The organism is Campylobacter concisus (genome assembly GCF_003048375.1).
GTDB classification, from domain to species: Bacteria; Campylobacterota; Campylobacteria; order Campylobacterales; family Campylobacteraceae; genus Campylobacter_A; species Campylobacter_A concisus_T.
Window position 1 is genome coordinate 951100 of record NZ_CP021642.1, and the last position, 20001, is coordinate 971100.

Genomic DNA, 20001 nt, shown 5'->3' on the forward strand with positions numbered 1-20001 from the left:
GCAATGTAAATATAAAGGAATAAATATGTTTAAATTTGGATTTCTCGTTTGTATTCCTTTTTTAATGCTAAATTTTAGCATTGCTCAAGATATTAATACAAGTAATGTAGAGAAAAACTCGTCAAAATCAGCTTCTGTGCTAAAAACTCTAAAGCAGATGAACATACCTTTTTCTGGCAATGAGTATGAGATAGAGAATTTATCCAAGCTAGATGATAAGATGCTAGCGGCAGTGAAAGTATCATTGCCAAACCAAACTGCACTATATGATGCCATCAAGGGCGATCTAAACAAAGATGGCGTAGAGGATGTAGTTGTAGTAACTCAAGAAACATTTAAGGAAAAATTTATGCCGTTTAGTGATGGTTGCGATGAGAGCACCAAAGACGATAAATGGTGCCAAATAGTAAATAAAAATCGTCGTGGTATCGTAATCTTGCTCTCAAATGGTGATAAATATGAGGCTGCAGTAACTAAGAGAGATATCTTTGAGAGCCCAAATGAAGATGGCGGAGCTTATTTCCCACCAGAGCTTGTAGTAGAGATAGAAAATAGTGAGCTAAAATTTTTCTATAGTTATGGTAAGTACGGATACTGGGAATATGTTTTTGCGCTAGACGGAAAAGATTTTAAGCTTGTAAGATATTTTATTAGTGATAATAACGGTCCTATGCCAGAGTATATAGTGCAAATGGACTTTATAAATCATAGGCTAGAAAAAAGTGCAAATTTGCTATACCCTGGCAATAAAGAGTATAAGAGATACGAAGAGTGTATAGAAAAGTACAAATCTTTATATGATGTGCAAGAAGAGGAAGATTACGATGGAACATTTATTAGAAAAACTTACGAGCTAAAAACACAAGAAATTCTACTCTCAGAAGTTAAAAAGGTTGATTATATAGATGGTCGTTGGCTGGATGATTTGCAAAATTCAAAGCAGTTAGGAAAAATTTTGAAGATTGATTTTTGGAGTGAATATCCGGGCGATAATGAAAATGAACTTGTTAGATGTGTCGCGGATAATATATAAAAGCCTTGTGTTGATTTAAATTTATCTACTAAATTTAATTGATAATGAAAGTTTGCAAATTAAAACTATCGTAAAAAATTTAAAAATAAATTTTAGAAATAGCTAAAACATAATCAAAAATATTTAAACTCTTTATGAAACAAATTCGCATAGCGTGCTAATTGATACCTAAAAGAGTTATATCATAACTGCAAAAAGTAATGCCTCACTGCCGAAATAAATTTGATGCCTTAAATTAACTTTATTATAGATACAAAGACTTACCACTTGATAAATGTCCTATAACCCACCTAAATCACGATACTGCAAATCGTATGTGGTGGGCTGTGAGAAACCATCTTGGATATTTAGGGACTAGTAACACTCACGGACTTTACGTATTACGCCATACAGTGGCTTCTAGGTTAGTGAGTTTGAAGGGATTTAACGCTCATAAACTGATGGCTTTTATGGGTCACACAGATATTAAAAGTAGCCTACATTACGTGCATCTAAATGTTGATGATATACGTGATGGTGTGGGAGTTGGTGTTTAATTAAAAGGTGGTAAAAGTCCTTGGTATTTGGTTGCGGAGGACGGATTTGAACCGCCGACCTTCGGGTTATGAGCCCGACGAGCTACCACTGCTCTACTCCGCGATAAGAGTTGTTTGGGATTTTTAAGAGTGGATGGGGTAAGAGGATTCGAACCTCTGAATGACTGGACCAAAACCAGTTGCCTTACCGCTTGGCGATACCCCAATGTTTTTAAGAGTTGTAATTATATAGACTTTAATGTCATTTGTCAAGTTTTTTAAAAAAATATGCAAAAATATTTTATTTTTCAAAGTAGCTTTTTAAAAATTTAAAAATAAATAAAATACTTTTGTAGCGTATAAAATTTAACTATAACTTTTAAAACCCATGCGAAAATTTGCATGGGTCTATTTGGTTTTTAACCCAAAAGCTCTTTTGCGATCATGCTTATGCGTTTTGCTTCAGCGCTAGCTCCGATCTCATCTTTTGCCATTTTCATCACAGCGCCTAAATTTTTACCAACCTTTTCAATTATGCTTTTTATCTTCTCTTTTAGCTCATCATCACTTAGCTGAGCTGGTAGATATGCCTTGATTAGCTCGATCTCGCTCTGCTCTTTTTTGGCGAGATCCTCTCTTGCCCCCTTTAGATAGAGCTCAACCGAGTCAGCTCTCTTTTTGATCTCTTTTTGAAGTAGCGGAAGCACGACCTCGTCGGTCATCTCGATCCTTTGATCGACTTCAACCTGCTTAAGTGCTGCATTTAGCGTCCTTAAGGTGTCTCTTTTAAACTCATCTTTTGCTTTCATAGCCTCTTTTATGTCGGCTAAAATTTGCTCTCTTATGCTCATTTTCTCTCCTTTAAATTTTTGAAATCATAACTAAAATTTTGTGATAATTTCTTGAAATATACCTTTTAAATAAGCCGCCCCAACGCCCTCTCTAAGCCCATCGTCTATTACTATAAATTTCGCGTTTTGCCCGTTTAGTAGCTCCTCTAAAAGCAGCGTTCCAGCGATGAGCGGATATTTTCTACTTCTTCCAACCGCCACGTCAGCGCTTCTATCATCCATCTTTAAAAGCTCATTTATAAACCAAGCAAGATCATCATTTTTAAGCTCATATCCACTCATTTTTTTGGGATCGTAGCTTTCGTAGTTTAGCCCAAGCTTTAGCGCTGCGATAGCGGTTGGCACGCCAGAAGTTAGCACGATGAGCTTGTTATCAAGACTTGTTAAAAATTCCATTGCCTCTTTTGTATAAATTTTTGCATTTTCTTGCATCAGATCAAGCGTCTTAAACCTCTCATAAAAGGTGATGATGCCAAATTTAAAGCTTATAAATTTTCCCTCTTCGCCTATCTCTGAGCTCGCACCGCCGATGTCGATCAGGCTAAATTTATCATTTATGCCAAGCTTTCTTAAGGCATTTTGCACGCCTAAAAATGTAAGTTTTGCTTCAGCTTGCCCATCAATGATATGAAAATTTATGCCAAATTTCTCTCTTATCTCGCTAAAAATTTCTTCACTATTTGATGCCACTCTAAAAGCCTCGGTCGCAACCGCCACGCATTTAAATTTAGTAAAGTCGAATTTGCTTTTAGCCTCCGCTATCGCTTTAAAAAGCCTATTTTTAGCCTCAAAGCCTATCTTGCCACTTTCATTTAAGCCCCTTGCAGCTCCAACTATTTTTTCATAAATTTGCTCGTTGCTAAAGCCATTTTGCACCTTTTTTATAAGTGCCACACGAAAGGTGTTTGAGCCAAGATCGATCGCTATAACCAAAATTTATCCTTAATATTTTTGCCAAATTCTAACATATGATAATTTAGTATCATTTAAAGTGAGAAAATTCTAAAAACTTTAATAATTTTCAAGATATAATTTTGCCAAAAACTCTTACAAGGGGGCTTGATTGCTTCGAGATAACTTCTTGGCGTTAGTTATTTTTGCGATTTGCAGCGTTGGATTTTTCGTTTGGGGCTATCAATACATCCCGGCAAATAACTACTTTTTATTCTTGATCGCTGGCATGTTTGGCCTTTTTATGGCGTTTAATATCGGTGGAAATGACGTTGCAAACAGCTTTGGCACAAGCGTTGGCGCAAAAACACTCACACTAAAACAAGCTCTTGTAATCGCCGCCATTTTTGAGCTTAGCGGTGCGATATTTGCAGGATCTGAGGTTACAAATACCATTAGAAACGAGATCGTAAAATTTCCAAGCGATCTAAACCCGATGAAATTTGTCATAATTATGATCTCAGCCCTTCTTAGCTCTGGTCTTTGGCTATTTTACGCGTCCAAAAAAGGTCTGCCAGTCTCGACCACTCACTCGATAGTTGGCGGTATCGTTGGCGCAGGACTTGCTATGGGGTTTATGATAAAAGATCCTGAGCCATTTAATATGGTCTCTTGGGGCGAGATCGGCAGGATCGCCGTTAGCTGGGTCATCTCGCCACTGCTTGGCGGCGTGATGTCTTACATTATATTTGGCTACGTAAAAAGCAAAATAATTGAGCCAACGCACGAGCTAAAGACAAATTTAAAAGCGCTAAAAGCTGAGAGAAAAGCCTATAAAGAAAGCTTCATAAAAGCGCTTAAAACAAAGCCAGCTGAGGAGCAGATAGCCACTCTTTCAAAGATCGCAGTTATCGATGAGGACGAGATCGAAACCACTGAATACAGCGAATACCGCTCAAAAATTCGTATCATGAAAGATAGCGAAAAAGAGATAGATACCTTTAAAGCGATGAAAAAGCACATCCCGATCATCGCTGGATTTGCCGCGATGGTCATCTCATCAATGATGCTTTTTAAAGGGCTTGAGCATATAAATTTAGCCTTTAGCATCATCCAAACAGTCTGGATCATCTTCGTCATCGGAGCTCTGGCGTATCTTGCAAGCCTTGCTATCATAAACGTCATGAGCAAAAACGATAGCGAAAAGAGTATCAATAGAATTTTCTCATGGTTTCAAATTTTTACCGCTTCATCTTTTGCGTTTTCACACGGTGCAAACGACATTGCAAACGCAGTTGGACCATTTGCTGCGGTGCTTGATGTACTAAAAACTGGCTCTATAAACGAAAGCTCGCCGATACCTAGCATCGCAATGGTAACCTTTGGCATCTCGCTTGTTGTTGGACTCTGGTTTTTAGGCAAAGAAGTGATCACAACTATTGGCTCAAAACTAGCTGAAATTTTACCTACGACTGGCTTTAGCGCAGAGCTTGCCTCAAGTATCGTCATACTTCTAGCTACAAAGCTTGGCATACCAGTTAGCTCGACGCATATCCTAATAGGCGCGGTTTTGGGCATTGGTATCGTAAATAAAAATGCAAATTGGAAAATGGTAAGACCTATCATATTAGCTTGGCTCATCACGCTTCCTGCAGCTGCTATCTCATCGGCTATATTTTATTTTGCCCTTGCTAAATTTCTAGGCGTTTAGAAAAAACACTTTGCTTGTAAATTTAAAATTTGCAAGCAAATCTAACTTAAACTAAAATTTATAATTTTCGCAGACAAAAACTATCAGAAAAATAAAATTTTACTTACATTATTTAATAGATTAATTTATTAAAGATTAATCAATTTAGGCTAAAATACGACCATTTCAACAAAAGGACAGCTATGAAAAAAGATGTAAAAAAAGTTGTTTTAGCATACTCAGGCGGACTTGACACAAGTATTATTTTAAAGTGGCTCCAAGACGAATACAAATGCGAAGTAGTCACATTTACAGCTGATATCGGACAAGGCGAAGAGCTAGAGCCTGCACGCAAAAAAGCCCTAGCGCTTGGCGTAAAACCTGAAAATATTTTTATTGAAGATTTAAGAGAAGAATTTGTACGTGATTATGTATTTCCAATGTTTAGAGCAAACGCAATCTATGAGGGCGAATATCTACTTGGCACATCAATCGCACGCCCACTAATAGCAAAACGCCAAAGCGAGATCGCAAGACTTGTTGGCGCTGATGGTGTGAGCCACGGAGCAACAGGCAAAGGCAACGACCAAGTTCGCTTTGAGCTTGGCTACTACGCACTTGGCGACAACCTAACTATCATCGCTCCATGGCGCGAGTGGGATCTAAACAGCCGCGAAAAACTCTTAGCATACGCTGAGAAAAACGGCATAGATATCACCAAAAAACCAGGCAAGAGCCCATACTCAATGGACGCAAATTTACTTCACATAAGCTACGAAGGCCTAGTGCTTGAAGACCCAAGCCACGCACCAGAAGATGATATGTGGAGATGGACAGTAAGTCCAAAAGATGCTCCAGATAAGAGCGAGATCATTGAGATAGGCTATGAAAAAGGCGATCCAGTGAGCATAAACGGCAAAAAGATGAGCCCAGCTGAAATTTTAACCGAGCTAAACCGCCTTGGCGCAAAACACGGTATCGGCAGACTTGACATCGTAGAAAACCGCTCAGTTGGTATGAAGAGCCGCGGCTGCTACGAAACTCCTGGCGGCACGATAATGCTAAAAGCTCACAGAGCGATCGAGAGTATAACGCTTGACCGCGGTGCAGCTCACCTAAAAGATGAGATCATGCCAAAATACGCCGAGCTAATCTACAACGGCTACTGGTGGTCACCTGAGCGAAATATGCTCCAAGCTCTCATCGACAAGAGCCAAGAGCACGTAAATGGCTCTGTAAAAGTTGAGCTTTACAAAGGCAATGTGACTATCCTTGGCAGAAACAGCAAAGATGATAATCTCTTTAGCGAGGCGTACTGCACATTTGAAGAAGATAGTGTTTATGATCAAAAAGATGCAGCTGGATTTATCAAACTAAATGCGCTTCGTTTCATCATCGCACGCAAAAATGGGCGAAAATTTGACTAAAAATAAAATTTAAAAGGATAAAAATGAAAGTATTATTAATAAAAGATGTAAAAGCACTTGGTAAAGCTGGCGAGATAAAAGAGGTAAAAGACGGTTACGGCAACAACTTTTTAATCGGCAAAGGCTTTGCAAAAGCAGCCACTCCAGATGTCCTTCGTCAATACGAAGCGGCTCAAAAAAGAAAGGCTGAAGAGCTAAAATATGAGATCGCAAATTTAGAAAAGCTTAAAGAAGAGCTTGCAAAAGTGACAGTCGTCGTTAAGAAAACTCTTGGTGCAAATGGCTCTCTTTTTGGCTCAGTTTCAAAAGAGGAGATCGCAGCAGAGCTTGAAAAGACACATCATTTGGTAGTTGAGAAAAAGGCTATCGATCTAGATACACATCTAAAAGCTGTTGGTCTTTATGATGTCTCTATAAAGCTTGGACACTCGATAAATGCGACCTTAAAGGTTGATGTGCAAGGAGAGTAGATGTTTCATGCGACAACCATCTTAGCCTACAAAGGCAAAAATAAAGCGGTCATCGGTGGCGATGGACAGGTGAGTTTTGGCAACACCGTCTTAAAAGGCAATGCCGTAAAAATCCGCAAAATTCACAACGGCAAAGTCTTAGCTGGCTTTGCTGGTAGCACCGCTGACGCGTTTAATCTCTTTGATATGTTTGAGAAAAATTTAGAACATACAAAGGGGGACTTACTAAAGGCGGTAATAGAATTTAGCAAAGAGTGGCGCAAAGACAAGTATTTAAGAAAGCTTGAAGCGATGATGCTTGTGCTTGATAGGGATAAAATTTTCTTACTTAGTGGCACAGGAGATGTAGTTGAGCCAGAAGATGGCAAGATAGCAGCTATCGGAAGCGGCGGTAACTACGCCCTTTCAGCGGCTCGTGCCCTAGATAAATTTGCTGATATCGACGAAGAGGAGCTAGTCAAAGAGAGCCTCAAGATCGCCGGCGAAATTTGCATCTATACAAATACAAACATCAAAACTTATGTTTTAGAATAAGAGAGAAAATGAACTTAACACCAAGAGAAATTGTTAAATTTTTAGATGACTATGTGATCGGTCAAAAGGACGCCAAAAAGATCATAGCGATCGCACTTCGAAACCGTTACCGCCGCATGAAGCTTGAAAAGAGCTTGCAAGATGACATCATGCCAAAAAATATCTTGATGATCGGCTCAACTGGCGTTGGCAAAACTGAGATCGCAAGGCGTCTTTCAAAGATGATGGGGCTACCTTTTATCAAGGTCGAGGCTAGCAAATATACCGAGGTTGGCTTTGTTGGTCGTGACGTTGAGAGCATGGTAAGAGACCTTGCTATGGCATCATATAATCTCGTAAAAAACGAGCAAAGCGAGAAAAACCAAGACAAGATAAATGCCTATATCGAAGAAAAGATCGTCTCAAAGCTACTTCCGCCACTTCCAAAAGGTGCAAGTGAAGAGAAGCAAGCAGAGTACGCTAAGAGCTATGACAAGATGCTAAATAGGCTAAGAAATGGCGAGCTTGACGAGCTAAGCATCGAGATCGAGGTGCAGCAAAACCCACTTGAAGCTGGCTCAAACGTGCCACCTGATATGGCGCAGATGCAAGAGAGCTTTATCAAGATAATTGGCATCGGTGGCAAAAACATCAAAAAAGAGATGAAGGTAAAAGACGCCAAAAAAGCACTTCAAAGCGAGGCAAATGATAAAATTTTAGACCTTGAGAGCGTAAAAACTGAGGCTTTAAGAAGAGCTGAAAACGAGGGCATCATCTTTATAGACGAGATCGATAAGGTAGCCGTTGGCTCAGGTAGCTCAAATAGGCAAGATCCTAGCAAAGAAGGTGTGCAAAGAGACTTGCTGCCTATCGTTGAGGGCTCAAATGTAAATACTAAATTTGGAAATTTAAAGACAGATCATATTTTATTTATCGCAGCTGGCGCCTTTCACATAAGCAAGCCAAGCGATCTCATCCCAGAGCTTCAAGGCCGCTTCCCACTAAGGGTCGAGCTTGATAGCCTTGATGAGGACGCGCTTTATCAAATTTTAACCCAGCCAAAAAATTCGCTTTTAAAACAATATATCGCACTTCTTTCAACTGAAAATGTAGAGCTAGAATTTGACGATGAAGCGATAAAAGAGATAGCAAGGATCGCTCACGCAGCAAATGAAAAGATGGAGGATATCGGTGCTAGACGCCTTCACACGGTGATCGAGCGCGTGATAGAAGATATCAGCTTTGAGGCTAGCGAAAAGAGCGGCGAGAAGATAAACGTGACAAAAGAGCTTGTAAAAGAGCGCCTAAAAGACGTTGTTGAGGATCAAGATCTAGCGAGGTATATACTTTGAAATCAGGCTTTGTTAGCATCATAGGACGCACAAATGCTGGCAAAAGCTCGTTTTTAAATGCTTTATTAAACGAAAAGATCGCCATTGTCTCGCACAAACAAAACGCAACTCGCAGAAAGATAAATGGCATCGTTATGAACGGTGAAGATCAGATCATCTTCACCGACACGCCAGGGCTTCACGAGAGCAGCAAGACGATAAATCAACTACTAATAAACCAAGCTATAAAATCGATGGGAGACTGCGATCTCATCGTATTTTTAGCGCCTATCCATGATGATACAAACGACTACGAGAAATTTCTAGCTCTAAATCCTGAAAAACCACACATATTAGTGCTAACAAAAGTCGATGAAAGCTCAAACGCAAAAGTGCTTGAAAAGATCACAAAGTACCAGAAATTTCAAGATAAATTTGCAGCACTTCTTACTTTTAGCACCAAGCAGCCTACATATAAAAAGCCGCTTCTTGATGAAATTTGTAAGCTTTTGCCAGAGCATGAGTACTTTTATGATCCAGAATTTCTCACACCGACAAATGAGAAGGAAATTTTTAGAGAATTTATACTTGAAGCGATCTATGAAAATTTAAGCGATGAGATCCCATATCTTAGCGATGTGATCATAAAAAGCGTGAAAGAAAAAACTGGCATAACTGAAATTTATGCTAGTATCATCACGGAGCGTGACATCCACAAAAGCATGATCATCGGGAAAAATGGTGAAACTATTAAAAGAATTGGAATTTTTGCAAGAAAGTTAATACAAAATTTAACCAACACAAAGGTCTTTCTAAAGCTCGATGTAGTCGTTAAAAAAGGCTGGAGCAAAGAAGAAAAGAGCCTAAATCAGATAATCGGCTATTGATTTTTTATTAGAAAGATATTAAAATACCCAATATAAGCGTTTAGGAAGGTTTTTTGATTCATGATGAATATTAAAAAAAATAGTGAAATTTCTATAGTTACACTAGATCCGTATGACTATAAAGGATTTCGTTATCACAACAGCAATGTAGAAGCTTTTAACTTTTCAAAAACAGTCAATAAACGCGACTTTTTCATCTCATATATAAAATTTAAAGACTTAAAAACAACAACATTTTTTATCCCTAGAAGTGTTGATAACGACGCCCTATATGAGGAGCTTTATTCAAAAACCTATGCAGAGCTCTCACTTGATCCAGCGCTTGACAATAAGATATTCTTTTCAGAAGGCACTACAAAAGCTCAAGAGAGAATTTTTACTGTTTTTGCTATCACAAATGAAGATATAAATTCAACCTTTAAAGCGGTTGCAAAAAAAGTCCCATATATCGACTATCTTGCGCCTGAGCCTTTGATCTACTCTGCTATTTATAAAAAAGGCTTGTTACCTAGCACACAAGCAGACTGCTTTATAGCGCTTAGAAAAGATGAATCATTTTTAAGTATATATTTAGATGGTGATTTCTTTACTGCTAGAGAAATTCGCTATAACTTAAACTATCTTAAAGATAAATTCTTAGAGCAAAGCGGTGATCGCTTGAGCGATGAAAAATTTATCGAAGTTTTGTCTCAAAGAGGACTTGTAAATAAAGATGATGATGGCTTTAACTACGATCTAAACACAGTTTTTGAAGATTATATCTTTTACTTTAACGATATTTTAAACATTATAAATAGCCAAAATGGCATAGCCATAAAGAAAATTTACATAGATTGCGACTATGAGATCAAAAATTTTGCAAATTTTATCTCAACCAAACTTGGTTTGGATGCAGAGTATATAAACATAAAAGTTGCGATAAACAACAAAAACTATACTATAAACGAGCGTTATAACGTGATGGCTTTATTTGGTAGATTTTATACCAAAGAGCCATTTTATGAAAATTTTAACCTCTCAAATATGCTCCGTCCAGATCCATTTGTCAAAAGAAAAAGTGGTAAATTTTTGCTCACTTGCGCTGCGGCATTTGCGCTAAGTATGTTATATCCATCTTACAACTACATAGCTGGCCTTGTTTTAGAAAAAGACAGCGCAAGACTAAATGACGAATATAGCGTCCTAAACGCACAAGAGATGCAGATAAAAGAGACGCTAGCTAAAATTTCAAGAGAACAAGAGGCGGTAAAAGAACAGACTCAAAAAGAGAATGAAAAGCTAAATTTCAGAAAAGGTCTGCTTGCTGAGATTGAAAATAAAAAAGATAATTACGCTATGAAGGGTTTAAATCTTTTTAAAATTACCGATATTTTAAATCTAAACGCAGTTCATATCACAAACATCGTAAATAACGATAGAAATTTGACTATAACTGCAGTTAGCGATAATGAAAAAAGGATAACCCAGTTGATCAAAGATATCAGCAAAGATGAAAAATACTTGGTAAATACTAAAAAAATTCGTTCAGATGACGCTAAACACGAGTATGAAAGTAATATAAGCATAGAGATTAGACAATGAGACAAGATATTTTAAGCAAAATAGATCAATACTTTGATAGCAAAAAGCCAAACGAAACAAACCTTATTTTTCTTGGCTCAGCGCTTATCATAGCTTATCTTGTCTATATGCTATGCTTTGATCCTGCGCAAAATTTCTTTGATGAAAAGCTTGATAAACACACGAGAATTTCTACAAAGCTTGAAAACACTAGAAACTATCTAGCCTCAGTGAGCTCCCCTGATGGCGATAGAAATTTCAAGATAAACGAAGAAAATAGAAATTTAAGCAATCTAAAACTTCGCTACACGAATATTTTAAAATTTAATACCTATTTTGACTCAAAGCTTAAAGAGCTTTCATTTTTGCTTTTTGACAATCAAAACTGGGCAAACTATATAGATAGCATCGTGCTTTTGGCAAAACAAAATAATATAAAAATTTTAGAGCTTAAAAGCGATATAAAAGAGCCAAATTTCCAAAAGATAGAGCAAATTTTAAATATAGATGTCACTTGCCTTGGGAATTTTAAAGATATGCTTAGCTATATAAACGGACTTGAAGAGTCAAAACTCGTAGTAGATCTTCACAAAATGGATATAAATTCCACTCAAAAAGATCTAGGAGCTAAGCTCTCTATCTCTGTGTGGGGTATGAAGTACTGATGAAAAAATTTGGTTTATTTTTAATTTTAGCTCTAAACCTATTTGGCAGTGAGTTTGAAGGCGAGATGAAAAACTATGATGAAGTTTTTGTTAAGATAAAGGAGCAAAGAAAGGGGCTTAATAGCGGTGAAATTTCTAGCTTGCAAGATCCTTTCAAGCTAAATTTGCCAGTTGCTCCAAAAGGCGATCAAAACACTACAAAATACTCTTCTGCAAGGGGGTTTATGCTAAAGGCCATTTTGCTAAATAAGGCAAATATAAATGGCAAGTGGTATAAAGTGGGAGATATGATTGATGATTACAATATCACAAGTGTTCAAGGCAGCAAGGTTATCATCGTAAAAGATGGTGAAAAACAAGAACTAACTCTTAAAAATGGAAGTAAAAATGTTGGTATCAAAATTAAGTAAATTTATTATAACTGCGGCGTTAGCTTCATTTTTAGCTACCCCTATAATGGCAAAACCAAGCACATGCTTGAGTAAAAATTTTAGTATGAAGATCACAGACGATATAAGTCTTGGAGATGTTTTAAATCAGCTCTCTGAAATGTGTGATTTTAGTATCGTTGCAAAAGATGCTTATAGCAAAAAAGAGCTTGACGATAAAGTCTTTGGCGTAAATATTAGAAACATGAGCCTAAGCGAGGTCTTTGATCTGCTTTTAAACGAGAAAAATTTAAGCTATGAGTTTTCAAATAATGTCTTAAAAATCTCATCGCTTCAAACAAAAATTTTTAAAATAGACTATATCACCTCTATCCGTGAAGGCACAGCTATCACAAAAGCTTCGGTTGATGCCTCTCCGTCAGAAGTAGGCAATAGCTCAAGCAGTGATACTAGCTCAAATGATATAAAAAATGAAAACAACTTGATAAGAACAACTGAGAAATTTGACTTCTGGGAGAAGCTTGACGCTGAGCTAAAAGCTATCTTAAATAATAGCAGTGAGCACATCACCGCACCAGATCCTATCATAAACCAAAATGCTGGACTTATCACGGTTACAGCTACCCCATCACAGCTAAAACGCGTTGAAAAATATATAGCGGAGATGCAAAGAAGACTTAAAAAACAAGTCATCATCGATGTTTCTATCATCGCAGTTGATCTAAATAATGAGTATAAGCAAGGTGTTGATTGGAGTAAATTTGAGCTTGGATTTAACTCATATATAGGCAACCAAGGCTCTAGTACCGGCTCAAGTGCAAGCTGGACAAATAAGGGCAACAGCTTAAGCGATGGCTTTGGTCGCACACTAAATATCGCTGCAAATTTAAACTTTAGCCTTGATGGTATGATAAATTTCCTTGAAACAAATGGCAAAACAAAGGTCGTTTCAAGTCCAAAAGTAACCACTCTAAACAACCAACAAGCGCTAATCTCTGTGGGTGATAATATAAACTACCGTGTAATGGAAGAGACAGATAATGGTAGCAACAATAACAATAACAATAGGCTTACAACAACTTATAAGCAATACTCTGTATTTATCGGTATCTTGTTAAATTTACTTCCAGAAGTTTCAGATAACAACAAGATCATGCTTCGCATAAACCCGAGCTTGAGCAGCTTTAAGTATGCAGAAGACGACACAAGAGGTCAAAACACCTCTATTAGAGAGATAGCGCCTGACACCGTTCAGAAAAAACTCTCAACAGTTGTTCAGGTAAATAGTGGCGATACTATCATACTTGGTGGTCTTATCGGACAGACTAAAAATAAGCAAAATACAGCTGTGCCACTTCTAGCTGATATACCTTTGATAGGAAGCGTCTTTAAAAGCACAAGAGATGGCGTAAAAACGACTGAACTTATCTTTGTCATTACGCCAAGAGTTGTTGATCTTGAAGATCCAAAACCAGTTCAGCAGTCGCTAAAAGATCTAGGATTTTCTAAATCGATCTATGAGTAACGAAAATATTTATACGCATATAAAAGATGTTTTTATAGATGAAGACGAGAGTTTAAATTTCGTAAATTTAGACAACTCTATAAGCTGCTACAACAAGATAGTTTTAGCTCTAAAAAAGCCACTAAAGCTCATCTTGTTTTATGGCAAGCCAGGTAGTGGCAAGACCTTTTTGCTAAACAAGATCGCAAATGATCTAAAAGAAGATAAAAGTCTCATCTTTTTCCCGCATCCATTTTTTAGCGAGGCGACATTTATCGAGGCGCTTTGTGAGCAAATTTATGGAAAAAAGCTTGAAGATATAAACAACTTTGAGAGCTTTATAAAATTTTATTCAAAAGACTTTAGCAGTAAAGATGAAATTTTAAAAAATCAAATGACTGTTATCCTAGATGAAGCGCAGCTCTATCCGACTGAGCTTATCGAGAAGATAAGGCTTATGGCTGATACTAGGATGTTTAAATTTCTCTTTACGATACACAAAACTGAAAACGAAGATATTTTGGCAAAAGATTATTTTCAGACTAGGATATGGGAGAGCATCGAGCTAAGTAGCGCTGATGTAAATGAGATCATCATCTACTTGCAAAGAAAGCTTAGTCAAAAAAACTATGACAAATACCTTAAATTTGAGAAAAAAGACTACGAGTGCGCCTACTCATTTTGCGGTGGAAATTTAAGAACGCTAAACAAGATCATGTATAAATTCTATGAAATTTGCGAATACTACGAGCAGTATCAGCCTTCAAAGCTTAGCGGCGATAAGGCAAATACCATGATACTCACCATGGCTGCACTTGATGCGGGGCTAATCGATGCTTGAACCACAAGAAATTCAAAGACTAGAAAAGCTTTATGAGAGCTACAAGAAAAAAAATGGCGGTTTTTTGCATAAAATTTTTAATGCCAAAAACTCTAAAATTTTAATCATCGAGCTTTTACTTATCATCATTTTGCTGGCTGCATTGATAGCGCTAAGCATAGAGAAAACTCCAAGTCTTGCTAGTAAAAGCGATAAATTTTTAGCCAAAAATGCAACCGCAGTAAAAATGGTAGAAAAAAACGAGACAAATGCAAGCATGCTTAGCGAGCTAAAGCAAAAGAGCGAGGTTGCTAAGGCTAAATTTGAAGAGGGTAAGAAGCAAGATGAGCTAGCTGACAAGATAGCTAAAAAGCTAGAAGAAGTCGTAAAGATAAACGAAACAAACGATACTTCAAAAAATGACCAAAAAAGGCAAAGAAGCTCACAAGGTTGGCTTAAGCTAAATATCCCTGACGAAGAGCTACTTAGCGAACAAAATGGCATAAATGGCATAAGCGTGCCACAAGATGAAGTGATAGATCTTGAGTCAAAACCAGCTAGAAAGCGTGTAAATATACAAGTAACTTCAGCATCAAATGAAGAGAGCGTGCTAAGAGAGCAGTTTTTAAAGACAAATAATCCAACTATCGCGCTCGAGCTTGCTAGATTAAATTTTAGAAATAATAATTTCAAAGAAGCTATAAAGTGGTCGCTTGCAGCGAACGATATAGATAATAGCTTAGAGGAGTCGTGGATCATCTTTGCAAAGTCAAAATATAAGCTAAAGCAAAGCGATGATGCTGTTAAAGCTCTAAGGGAGTATAATAAAAACTTAAACAAAGCTTCGATAAATGAGCTTATAAATAAGATAAAAAGTGGAACATTATGAAATTTTTTGTTATTTTTTTGGTTTTTGTTTGTGAAGTTTTTGCCGTTAGTCTGACCGAGATAAGAGATGACTTTAACAGCGCAAACTATGCAAAAGTCTGCAACCAAAAGGTTGAGGAATTTTTAAAAACACAAAATAACGAAGAGCAAATTTCTATGTTTGGCATCGCTTGCATAAAGATGAACGATCTAAACAGGCTAGCAACTCCGATCGATAAGCTAGTAAAGAGCGAAAAATCAAGAGAAAATGCTGCCTATTTTGCTGACATCTTATTTAAGAAAAAGCTCTTATTTCACGCTATGATAGATGGCGTTGATATAAGTTATATCAGGCTTCCAAAGAGTGATTATATACTTTCATTTTTGTTTGATAAATTTGTAAAAAAAGAGTATGTTGAAGAGCTTGGCACATTTATCTTTGAAGAGCCAAATTCTGACACAAGGTATGAGATAAGCCCGACAAATGGACAAATACCAAAGCTAGTGCTTAAAATTTTTAAAAATAACGACCTGAAATCACAAATAGAGTATAGATAATGAAAAATGTAGAAAATGTAATCTTAAAAAATATAGAACAAAACGGCAAACTAAGCACATCAGATATAGAAAAGATAAAGCAGATAAGCGAACAAGAAGGCAAAGGTCTTGTTAAAATTTTAAGAGATGAAAATTTACTAAATGACGATGATTTTATGGAAATTTTGTCTGATATTTATAGAAGAGGACATGTAAATATCGATGAAATTTCAAACGACCTTGAGCTTGATATAAAGGCTTTTGTTAAATTTATAAGCGAGAAATTTAAGGTTTTATACTTTGACCTTGATGATATCGACATCGACTACCGCATCAGCGAGAAGCTAAGCACCGCTCAGCTAAAGACATATAGCGCGATCCCAGTAAAAGAAGATGAGATAAGCGTATATGTCGCTTTTAAAAACCCATTTGACGTTATGGCTCAAGATAAGGTGCAAAATTTATTTAATAGAAAACTGCTAAAAGTTGCCATCGCTCAGCCAACTCAGATAGAAAAATATATAAGCAAGCTAGCACTAAATGAGAGCATAAAAGATGTGATAACAGAGATCAGAAGAGAGCTTTCAAGCTCAGCTAGCCAAGGTCAAAACAGTGAAAACTCTGGAATTTTAAAGCTAATCGAGATCATCTTAAAAACATCTATCCAAAGCAGAGCCAGCGACATCCACATCGAGCCAACCGAGACAAACTGCATCGTAAGAAGCAGGATCGATGGCATGCTAAGCGAGACATTTATATTTGACAAAGATATCTATCCGCCGATGGTTAGCCGTATGAAGCTACTATCAAACATGGACATCGCAGAGCGCCGCCGCCCACAAGATGGTAGATTTTCAGCTCAAATTTTAGACAAAGAGTATGATTTTCGTATCTCGACGCTACCTATCTTAAATGGTGAAAGTATAGTTTTAAGAATTTTGGATAAGTCAAAGGTTATTATAAATTTAGAAGATCTTGGCATGCATCCTGATAACTTTGCTAAATTTAAAAAGAGCATGAAAGCGCCTTATGGCATCATCCTTGTTACTGGTCCAACAGGCTCAGGAAAGACTACGACGCTTTACGGTGCGCTAAATGATATAAAAAGCGTAAAAACCAAGATCATCACAGTTGAAGACCCAGTAGAATACCAGCTAAATATGATCCAACAAGTGCACGTAAATGAAAAGGCTGGACTTACCTTTGTCTCAGCCCTTCGCTCTATCTTGAGGCAAGATCCAGATGTCATAATGATAGGCGAGATCAGGGATCAAGAGACGCTTCGCATTGCGATACAAGCGGCACTTACTGGTCACCTTGTCTTTTCTACGCTTCACACAAATGATGCCATTAGCGCACTTCCTCGTATGATAGATATGGGCATCGAGCCATATTTAGTAAGTGGCGCGCTCGTTTGCATAGAGGCTCAAAGACTTGTTAGAAAGCTCTGCCCACACTGCAAACAAAAGATCACACTATCTCAAAAGGCATTTGACGAGGTTAAGAAATTTGTCCCAGAAAACTACCAGTTTTATAAAAGCGTCGGATGTCCGCAATGCTCACAAACTGGGTATCTAGGACGTGAGATGATAAGTGAAATTTTACCTATTAGTGACCATATAGCAAGCATGGTCGCAAATGGTGCTTCTAAAGATGAGCTTAAAAGCGTAGCTTACGAAGAGGGTTTTATAGATATGTTTCATGATGGCGTCATAAGAGCAGCAAATGGCATAACCACGCTTGAAGAAGTTTATAGGGTTGCTAAGATATGAAATACTTTGAGGTTGAGTACATTCAAAACGGCAAACGCCATAAGATGAGCCTAAGAGCGAACAATAAAAGCGAGATCAAAGACAAAGCAAATGTCACTGGCATAATCGTCAAGATCAAAGAGACGCAAACTTCTAGCATAAATAACTTTGAAAATTTACAAAACGTGATCGCAAAAGCTTTTACTAATCCAAAGGTGAAAATCCCAAATTTAGTAGCCACCATAAGACAGCTTAGCGTTATGACAAATGCTGGAATTTCTATCCACGACAGCATTAAAGAGGTTGCAAACTCTACCGAGGATAAGCGCCTTAAATTTATATTTCAAACTATAGATGAGGAGCTAAATCAAGGCTCAAGCCTCACAAATAGTATAGAAAATTTTAAAGAAGAGCTAGGCGACGTGACGCTAGCGATGATAAGACTTGGCGAGAGCACTGGTAATATGGCTGACGCGCTTGCAAAGCTTGCCTCTATCTTGCAAGAGGTCTGGGACAATCAGCAAAAATTTAAAAAGGCCATCCGCTATCCGATAACAGTCATCTGCGCGATCATCATAGCCTTTGTCATCCTTATGATACTTGTTGTGCCACAGTTTAGAGAAATTTTCGAGCAGTTAAATGCAGAGCTGCCACTGCCAACTAAAATTTTGCTAAATATCGAATACGTCATGACAAACTACGGCTTTTATATCCTTGGAGCACTTGCATTTATCGGATATTTGCTTAGAAAATACTATCTTGAGAGTGAAGAATTTCAAGATAAGGTCGATAAATATCTTTTGAAAGTCTATCTCATCGGCAAGATCATATTTTATTCGAATATGAGCAGGTTTAACCTCATCTTTACAGAGCTTGTTCGAGCTGGTTTGCCTATATCAGATGCCCTTGATACAGCTGTGATAACGGTTTCAAACAAGGATATCAAAAAAAAGCTAAGCGGCGTTAAGATACTTGTTGGTAGGGGCGTTAGCCTAACAGAGGCTTTTAGAGATACAAATTTATATGAAAATATGCTCATACAGATGATAAGCGCTGGCGAGCAAAGCGGTAGCTTAGATGATATGACTGGAAAAGTAACTGACTATTACAGGATGAAATTTAACGATATTATTGATAACATCTCAAACTATATCGAGCCTATCTTGCTTGTTTTTATAGCAGGCATGGTGCTTTTACTGGCTCTTGGTATATTTTTGCCGATGTGGGATCTATCAAAAGCCGTTAAAAACTAAAATAATTAAAATCTTAAAGGAGAGAAGATGTCTGAAAACAAAGAACACATGGTCGAAGAGAGCGCCTTTTTGGTCTCAAAGACCGACTTAAAAGGACGTATTACGTATTGTAACGAGCCATTTTTAAAGATAGTTGGAGCTAAGCAAGCTGAAGTCTTGGGTAAGCCTCATAACATCATAAGACACCCAGATATGCCAAGAGCTGTTTTCAAGCTACTTTGGGAGCGTATAAAAAATAGAGAAGAAATTTTTGCTTATGTAAAAAACAAAAGCTTTGATGGCGGGTTTTACTGGGTCTTTGCAAATATCACAACTTCGCTTGATGTGCAAAACAATCCAGTTGGCTACTACTCAGTTAGACGCAAGCCAAATCCAAAGGCGATTGAGATAATAGAGCCTATATATCAAAAGTTGTTATCGGTAGAAAAGAGCGGTGGCATGGATGCTTCGATGAAATTTTTAACTGAATTTTTAAAAGAAAAAAATATAAGTTATGATGAATTTGTAAATAACCTACAAAGGCTATAAGATGTTTGGAAAAAAACTTGACTCTATAAATGAAATTTTAAGCGTAGTAGGCTCAGCTAGAAACGGCATATTAGAGCCTAGGATAGTAAATGTAAAAGAAAATGACCCTCTTTATGAAGTAGCACTTGGTATAAATGACTTGCTTGATCAAGTTGAGGCGCTCCAAAGAGAAATTTCAACCTCAATAGACGCTGCTCAAAGCGGACTAACATATAGAAATATCTTTACAGATGGATTTCGCGGTATATTTAAACAAAATGCCATCTCTATGAGCAACGGCGTAACTGGTATAAAAGATAGTCACAAAAGTAAAGTTCGTGGCCTGCTTTCAAAAGAGCTTGACACACTTGGCAATGGCAACGACGGCATAGAAGATGTTAGAAACGATCTAAATGAGAGCATAAAAAACCTTAGCCAAATGGCACACATGGCACAAGATACAGCTAAGATCGCTGAGGATACGACGCAAAGCATCAATGAGCTAAGCGTAAATATGAGCTCACTTGAAGAGCTTATAGA

General features: G+C 37.4%; 20 protein-coding genes and 2 tRNA genes. 18 read left to right on the top strand and 4 right to left on the bottom strand.

What is annotated here, in order from left to right:
- The first annotated feature begins 25 nt into the window (after window positions 1-25).
- A complete protein-coding gene (locus CCS77_RS04750; RefSeq protein WP_107916721.1) occupies window positions 26-1033 on the top strand; it encodes a hypothetical protein in 1008 nt (335 codons plus the stop codon).
- Window positions 1034-1314: 281 nt separating this feature from the next.
- The gene (locus tag CCS77_RS04755) at window positions 1315-1569 is read left to right on the top strand and encodes a site-specific integrase (RefSeq protein WP_223232074.1); all 255 of its coding nucleotides are present in this window, start codon (window positions 1315-1317) and stop codon (window positions 1567-1569) included.
- A gap of 28 nt (window positions 1570-1597) precedes the next feature.
- On the opposite strand, the gene CCS77_RS04760 is transcribed toward CCS77_RS04755, so the two are convergent.
- The 4 genes from CCS77_RS04760 to CCS77_RS04775 all read right to left on the bottom strand — a co-directional run bounded on the left by CCS77_RS04760 (window position 1598) and on the right by CCS77_RS04775 (window position 3332).
- Window positions 1598-1672, bottom strand: a tRNA-Met gene (locus tag CCS77_RS04760).
- Between the two features lie 27 nt (window positions 1673-1699).
- A tRNA-Gln gene (locus CCS77_RS04765) sits at window positions 1700-1774 on the bottom strand.
- A gap of 193 nt (window positions 1775-1967) precedes the next feature.
- Window positions 1968-2399 carry a GatB/YqeY domain-containing protein gene (locus CCS77_RS04770; RefSeq protein WP_103586352.1) on the bottom strand — a complete coding sequence of 144 codons (432 nt, stop codon included), beginning with the start codon at window positions 2397-2399 and terminating at the stop codon, window positions 1968-1970.
- A gap of 30 nt (window positions 2400-2429) precedes the next feature.
- Window positions 2430-3332: a disulfide bond formation protein DsbA gene (locus CCS77_RS04775; protein WP_107916722.1), complete on the bottom strand. Its 903-nt coding sequence runs from the start codon at window positions 3330-3332 to the stop codon at window positions 2430-2432.
- 130 nt (window positions 3333-3462) lie between these two features.
- Here CCS77_RS04775 and CCS77_RS04780 point away from each other — a divergent pair, with 130 nt between their 5' ends.
- The 16 genes from CCS77_RS04780 to CCS77_RS04855 all read left to right on the top strand — a co-directional run bounded on the left by CCS77_RS04780 (window position 3463) and on the right by CCS77_RS04855 (window position 19482).
- Entirely contained in the window at window positions 3463-5001 is a 1539-nt protein-coding gene (locus tag CCS77_RS04780; protein WP_002940474.1) for an inorganic phosphate transporter, read from the top strand.
- Between the two features lie 182 nt (window positions 5002-5183).
- A complete protein-coding gene (locus tag CCS77_RS04785; protein WP_103574603.1) occupies window positions 5184-6407 on the top strand; it encodes an argininosuccinate synthase in 1224 nt (407 codons plus the stop codon).
- Between the two features lie 23 nt (window positions 6408-6430).
- Window positions 6431-6877, top strand: coding sequence for a 50S ribosomal protein L9 (gene rplI / locus CCS77_RS04790; protein ID WP_021086217.1), 447 nt, complete (start codon window positions 6431-6433; stop codon window positions 6875-6877).
- Entirely contained in the window at window positions 6878-7411 is a 534-nt protein-coding gene (hslV, locus tag CCS77_RS04795) for an ATP-dependent protease subunit HslV (RefSeq protein ID WP_002940451.1), read from the top strand.
- Window positions 7412-7419: 8 nt separating this feature from the next.
- The gene (gene hslU, locus CCS77_RS04800) at window positions 7420-8742 is read left to right on the top strand and encodes an HslU--HslV peptidase ATPase subunit (protein WP_012001741.1); all 1323 of its coding nucleotides are present in this window, start codon (window positions 7420-7422) and stop codon (window positions 8740-8742) included.
- Window positions 8739-9608 carry a GTPase Era gene (gene era / locus CCS77_RS04805; RefSeq protein ID WP_107916723.1) on the top strand — a complete coding sequence of 290 codons (870 nt, stop codon included), beginning with the start codon at window positions 8739-8741 and terminating at the stop codon, window positions 9606-9608. The genes hslU and era overlap by 4 nt, the downstream gene beginning before the upstream one ends.
- A gap of 60 nt (window positions 9609-9668) precedes the next feature.
- Window positions 9669-11189: a C4-dicarboxylate ABC transporter gene (locus CCS77_RS04810; RefSeq protein WP_107916724.1), complete on the top strand. Its 1521-nt coding sequence runs from the start codon at window positions 9669-9671 to the stop codon at window positions 11187-11189.
- Complete coding sequence (locus tag CCS77_RS04815) at window positions 11186-11833, top strand: hypothetical protein (protein WP_012001744.1); 648 nt, start codon at window positions 11186-11188, stop codon at window positions 11831-11833. The genes CCS77_RS04810 and CCS77_RS04815 overlap by 4 nt, the downstream gene beginning before the upstream one ends.
- Complete coding sequence (locus CCS77_RS04820; RefSeq protein WP_107916725.1) at window positions 11833-12243, top strand: hypothetical protein; 411 nt, start codon at window positions 11833-11835, stop codon at window positions 12241-12243. The genes CCS77_RS04815 and CCS77_RS04820 overlap by 1 nt, the downstream gene beginning before the upstream one ends.
- Window positions 12221-13747: a pilus (MSHA type) biogenesis protein MshL gene (mshL, locus tag CCS77_RS04825; RefSeq protein ID WP_002940454.1), complete on the top strand. Its 1527-nt coding sequence runs from the start codon at window positions 12221-12223 to the stop codon at window positions 13745-13747. The genes CCS77_RS04820 and mshL overlap by 23 nt, the downstream gene beginning before the upstream one ends.
- Window positions 13740-14567 (top strand): ATP-binding protein, encoded by an 828-nt coding sequence (locus tag CCS77_RS04830; protein WP_002940497.1) that lies wholly within the window; start codon window positions 13740-13742, stop codon window positions 14565-14567. Before mshL ends, CCS77_RS04830 begins: the two co-directional genes overlap by 8 nt.
- Complete coding sequence (locus CCS77_RS04835; RefSeq protein WP_107916726.1) at window positions 14560-15435, top strand: CDC27 family protein; 876 nt, start codon at window positions 14560-14562, stop codon at window positions 15433-15435. The genes CCS77_RS04830 and CCS77_RS04835 overlap by 8 nt, the downstream gene beginning before the upstream one ends.
- Complete coding sequence (locus CCS77_RS04840; protein ID WP_009293846.1) at window positions 15432-15971, top strand: hypothetical protein; 540 nt, start codon at window positions 15432-15434, stop codon at window positions 15969-15971. Before CCS77_RS04835 ends, CCS77_RS04840 begins: the two co-directional genes overlap by 4 nt.
- Entirely contained in the window at window positions 15971-17722 is a 1752-nt protein-coding gene (locus tag CCS77_RS04845) for a GspE/PulE family protein (RefSeq protein ID WP_103558076.1), read from the top strand. Before CCS77_RS04840 ends, CCS77_RS04845 begins: the two co-directional genes overlap by 1 nt.
- Window positions 17719-18954 (top strand): type II secretion system F family protein, encoded by a 1236-nt coding sequence (locus CCS77_RS04850; protein WP_107916727.1) that lies wholly within the window; start codon window positions 17719-17721, stop codon window positions 18952-18954. The genes CCS77_RS04845 and CCS77_RS04850 overlap by 4 nt, the downstream gene beginning before the upstream one ends.
- A 27-nt stretch (window positions 18955-18981) precedes the next feature.
- Window positions 18982-19482 carry a PAS domain-containing protein gene (locus tag CCS77_RS04855; RefSeq protein ID WP_103649640.1) on the top strand — a complete coding sequence of 167 codons (501 nt, stop codon included), beginning with the start codon at window positions 18982-18984 and terminating at the stop codon, window positions 19480-19482.
- The last annotated feature ends 519 nt before the right edge of the window (window positions 19483-20001 follow it).

Bases quoted from the DNA above. Each gene is read 5' to 3' on its own strand.
- CCS77_RS04770 (WP_103586352.1), bottom strand. From the start codon at position 2,399: ATGAGCATAAGAGAGCAAATTTTAGCCGACATAAAAGAGGCTATGAAA.
- CCS77_RS04855 (WP_103649640.1), top strand. From the start codon at position 18,982: ATGTCTGAAAACAAAGAACACATGGTCGAAGAGAGCGCCTTTTTGGTC.
- CCS77_RS04845 (WP_103558076.1), top strand. From the start codon at position 15,971: ATGAAAAATGTAGAAAATGTAATCTTAAAAAATATAGAACAAAACGGC.
- mshL (WP_002940454.1), top strand. From the start codon at position 12,221: ATGTTGGTATCAAAATTAAGTAAATTTATTATAACTGCGGCGTTAGCT.
- CCS77_RS04785 (WP_103574603.1), top strand. From the start codon at position 5,184: ATGAAAAAAGATGTAAAAAAAGTTGTTTTAGCATACTCAGGCGGACTT.
- CCS77_RS04815 (WP_012001744.1), top strand. From the start codon at position 11,186: ATGAGACAAGATATTTTAAGCAAAATAGATCAATACTTTGATAGCAAA.
- rplI (WP_021086217.1), top strand. From the start codon at position 6,431: ATGAAAGTATTATTAATAAAAGATGTAAAAGCACTTGGTAAAGCTGGC.
- CCS77_RS04840 (WP_009293846.1), top strand. From the start codon at position 15,432: ATGAAATTTTTTGTTATTTTTTTGGTTTTTGTTTGTGAAGTTTTTGCC.
- CCS77_RS04830 (WP_002940497.1), top strand. From the start codon at position 13,740: ATGAGTAACGAAAATATTTATACGCATATAAAAGATGTTTTTATAGAT.
- CCS77_RS04835 (WP_107916726.1), top strand. From the start codon at position 14,560: ATGCTTGAACCACAAGAAATTCAAAGACTAGAAAAGCTTTATGAGAGC.
- CCS77_RS04850 (WP_107916727.1), top strand. From the start codon at position 17,719: ATGAAATACTTTGAGGTTGAGTACATTCAAAACGGCAAACGCCATAAG.
- hslV (WP_002940451.1), top strand. From the start codon at position 6,878: ATGTTTCATGCGACAACCATCTTAGCCTACAAAGGCAAAAATAAAGCG.
- CCS77_RS04750 (WP_107916721.1), top strand. From the start codon at position 26: ATGTTTAAATTTGGATTTCTCGTTTGTATTCCTTTTTTAATGCTAAAT.
- CCS77_RS04810 (WP_107916724.1), top strand. From the start codon at position 9,669: ATGATGAATATTAAAAAAAATAGTGAAATTTCTATAGTTACACTAGAT.
- CCS77_RS04820 (WP_107916725.1), top strand. From the start codon at position 11,833: ATGAAAAAATTTGGTTTATTTTTAATTTTAGCTCTAAACCTATTTGGC.
- hslU (WP_012001741.1), top strand. From the start codon at position 7,420: ATGAACTTAACACCAAGAGAAATTGTTAAATTTTTAGATGACTATGTG.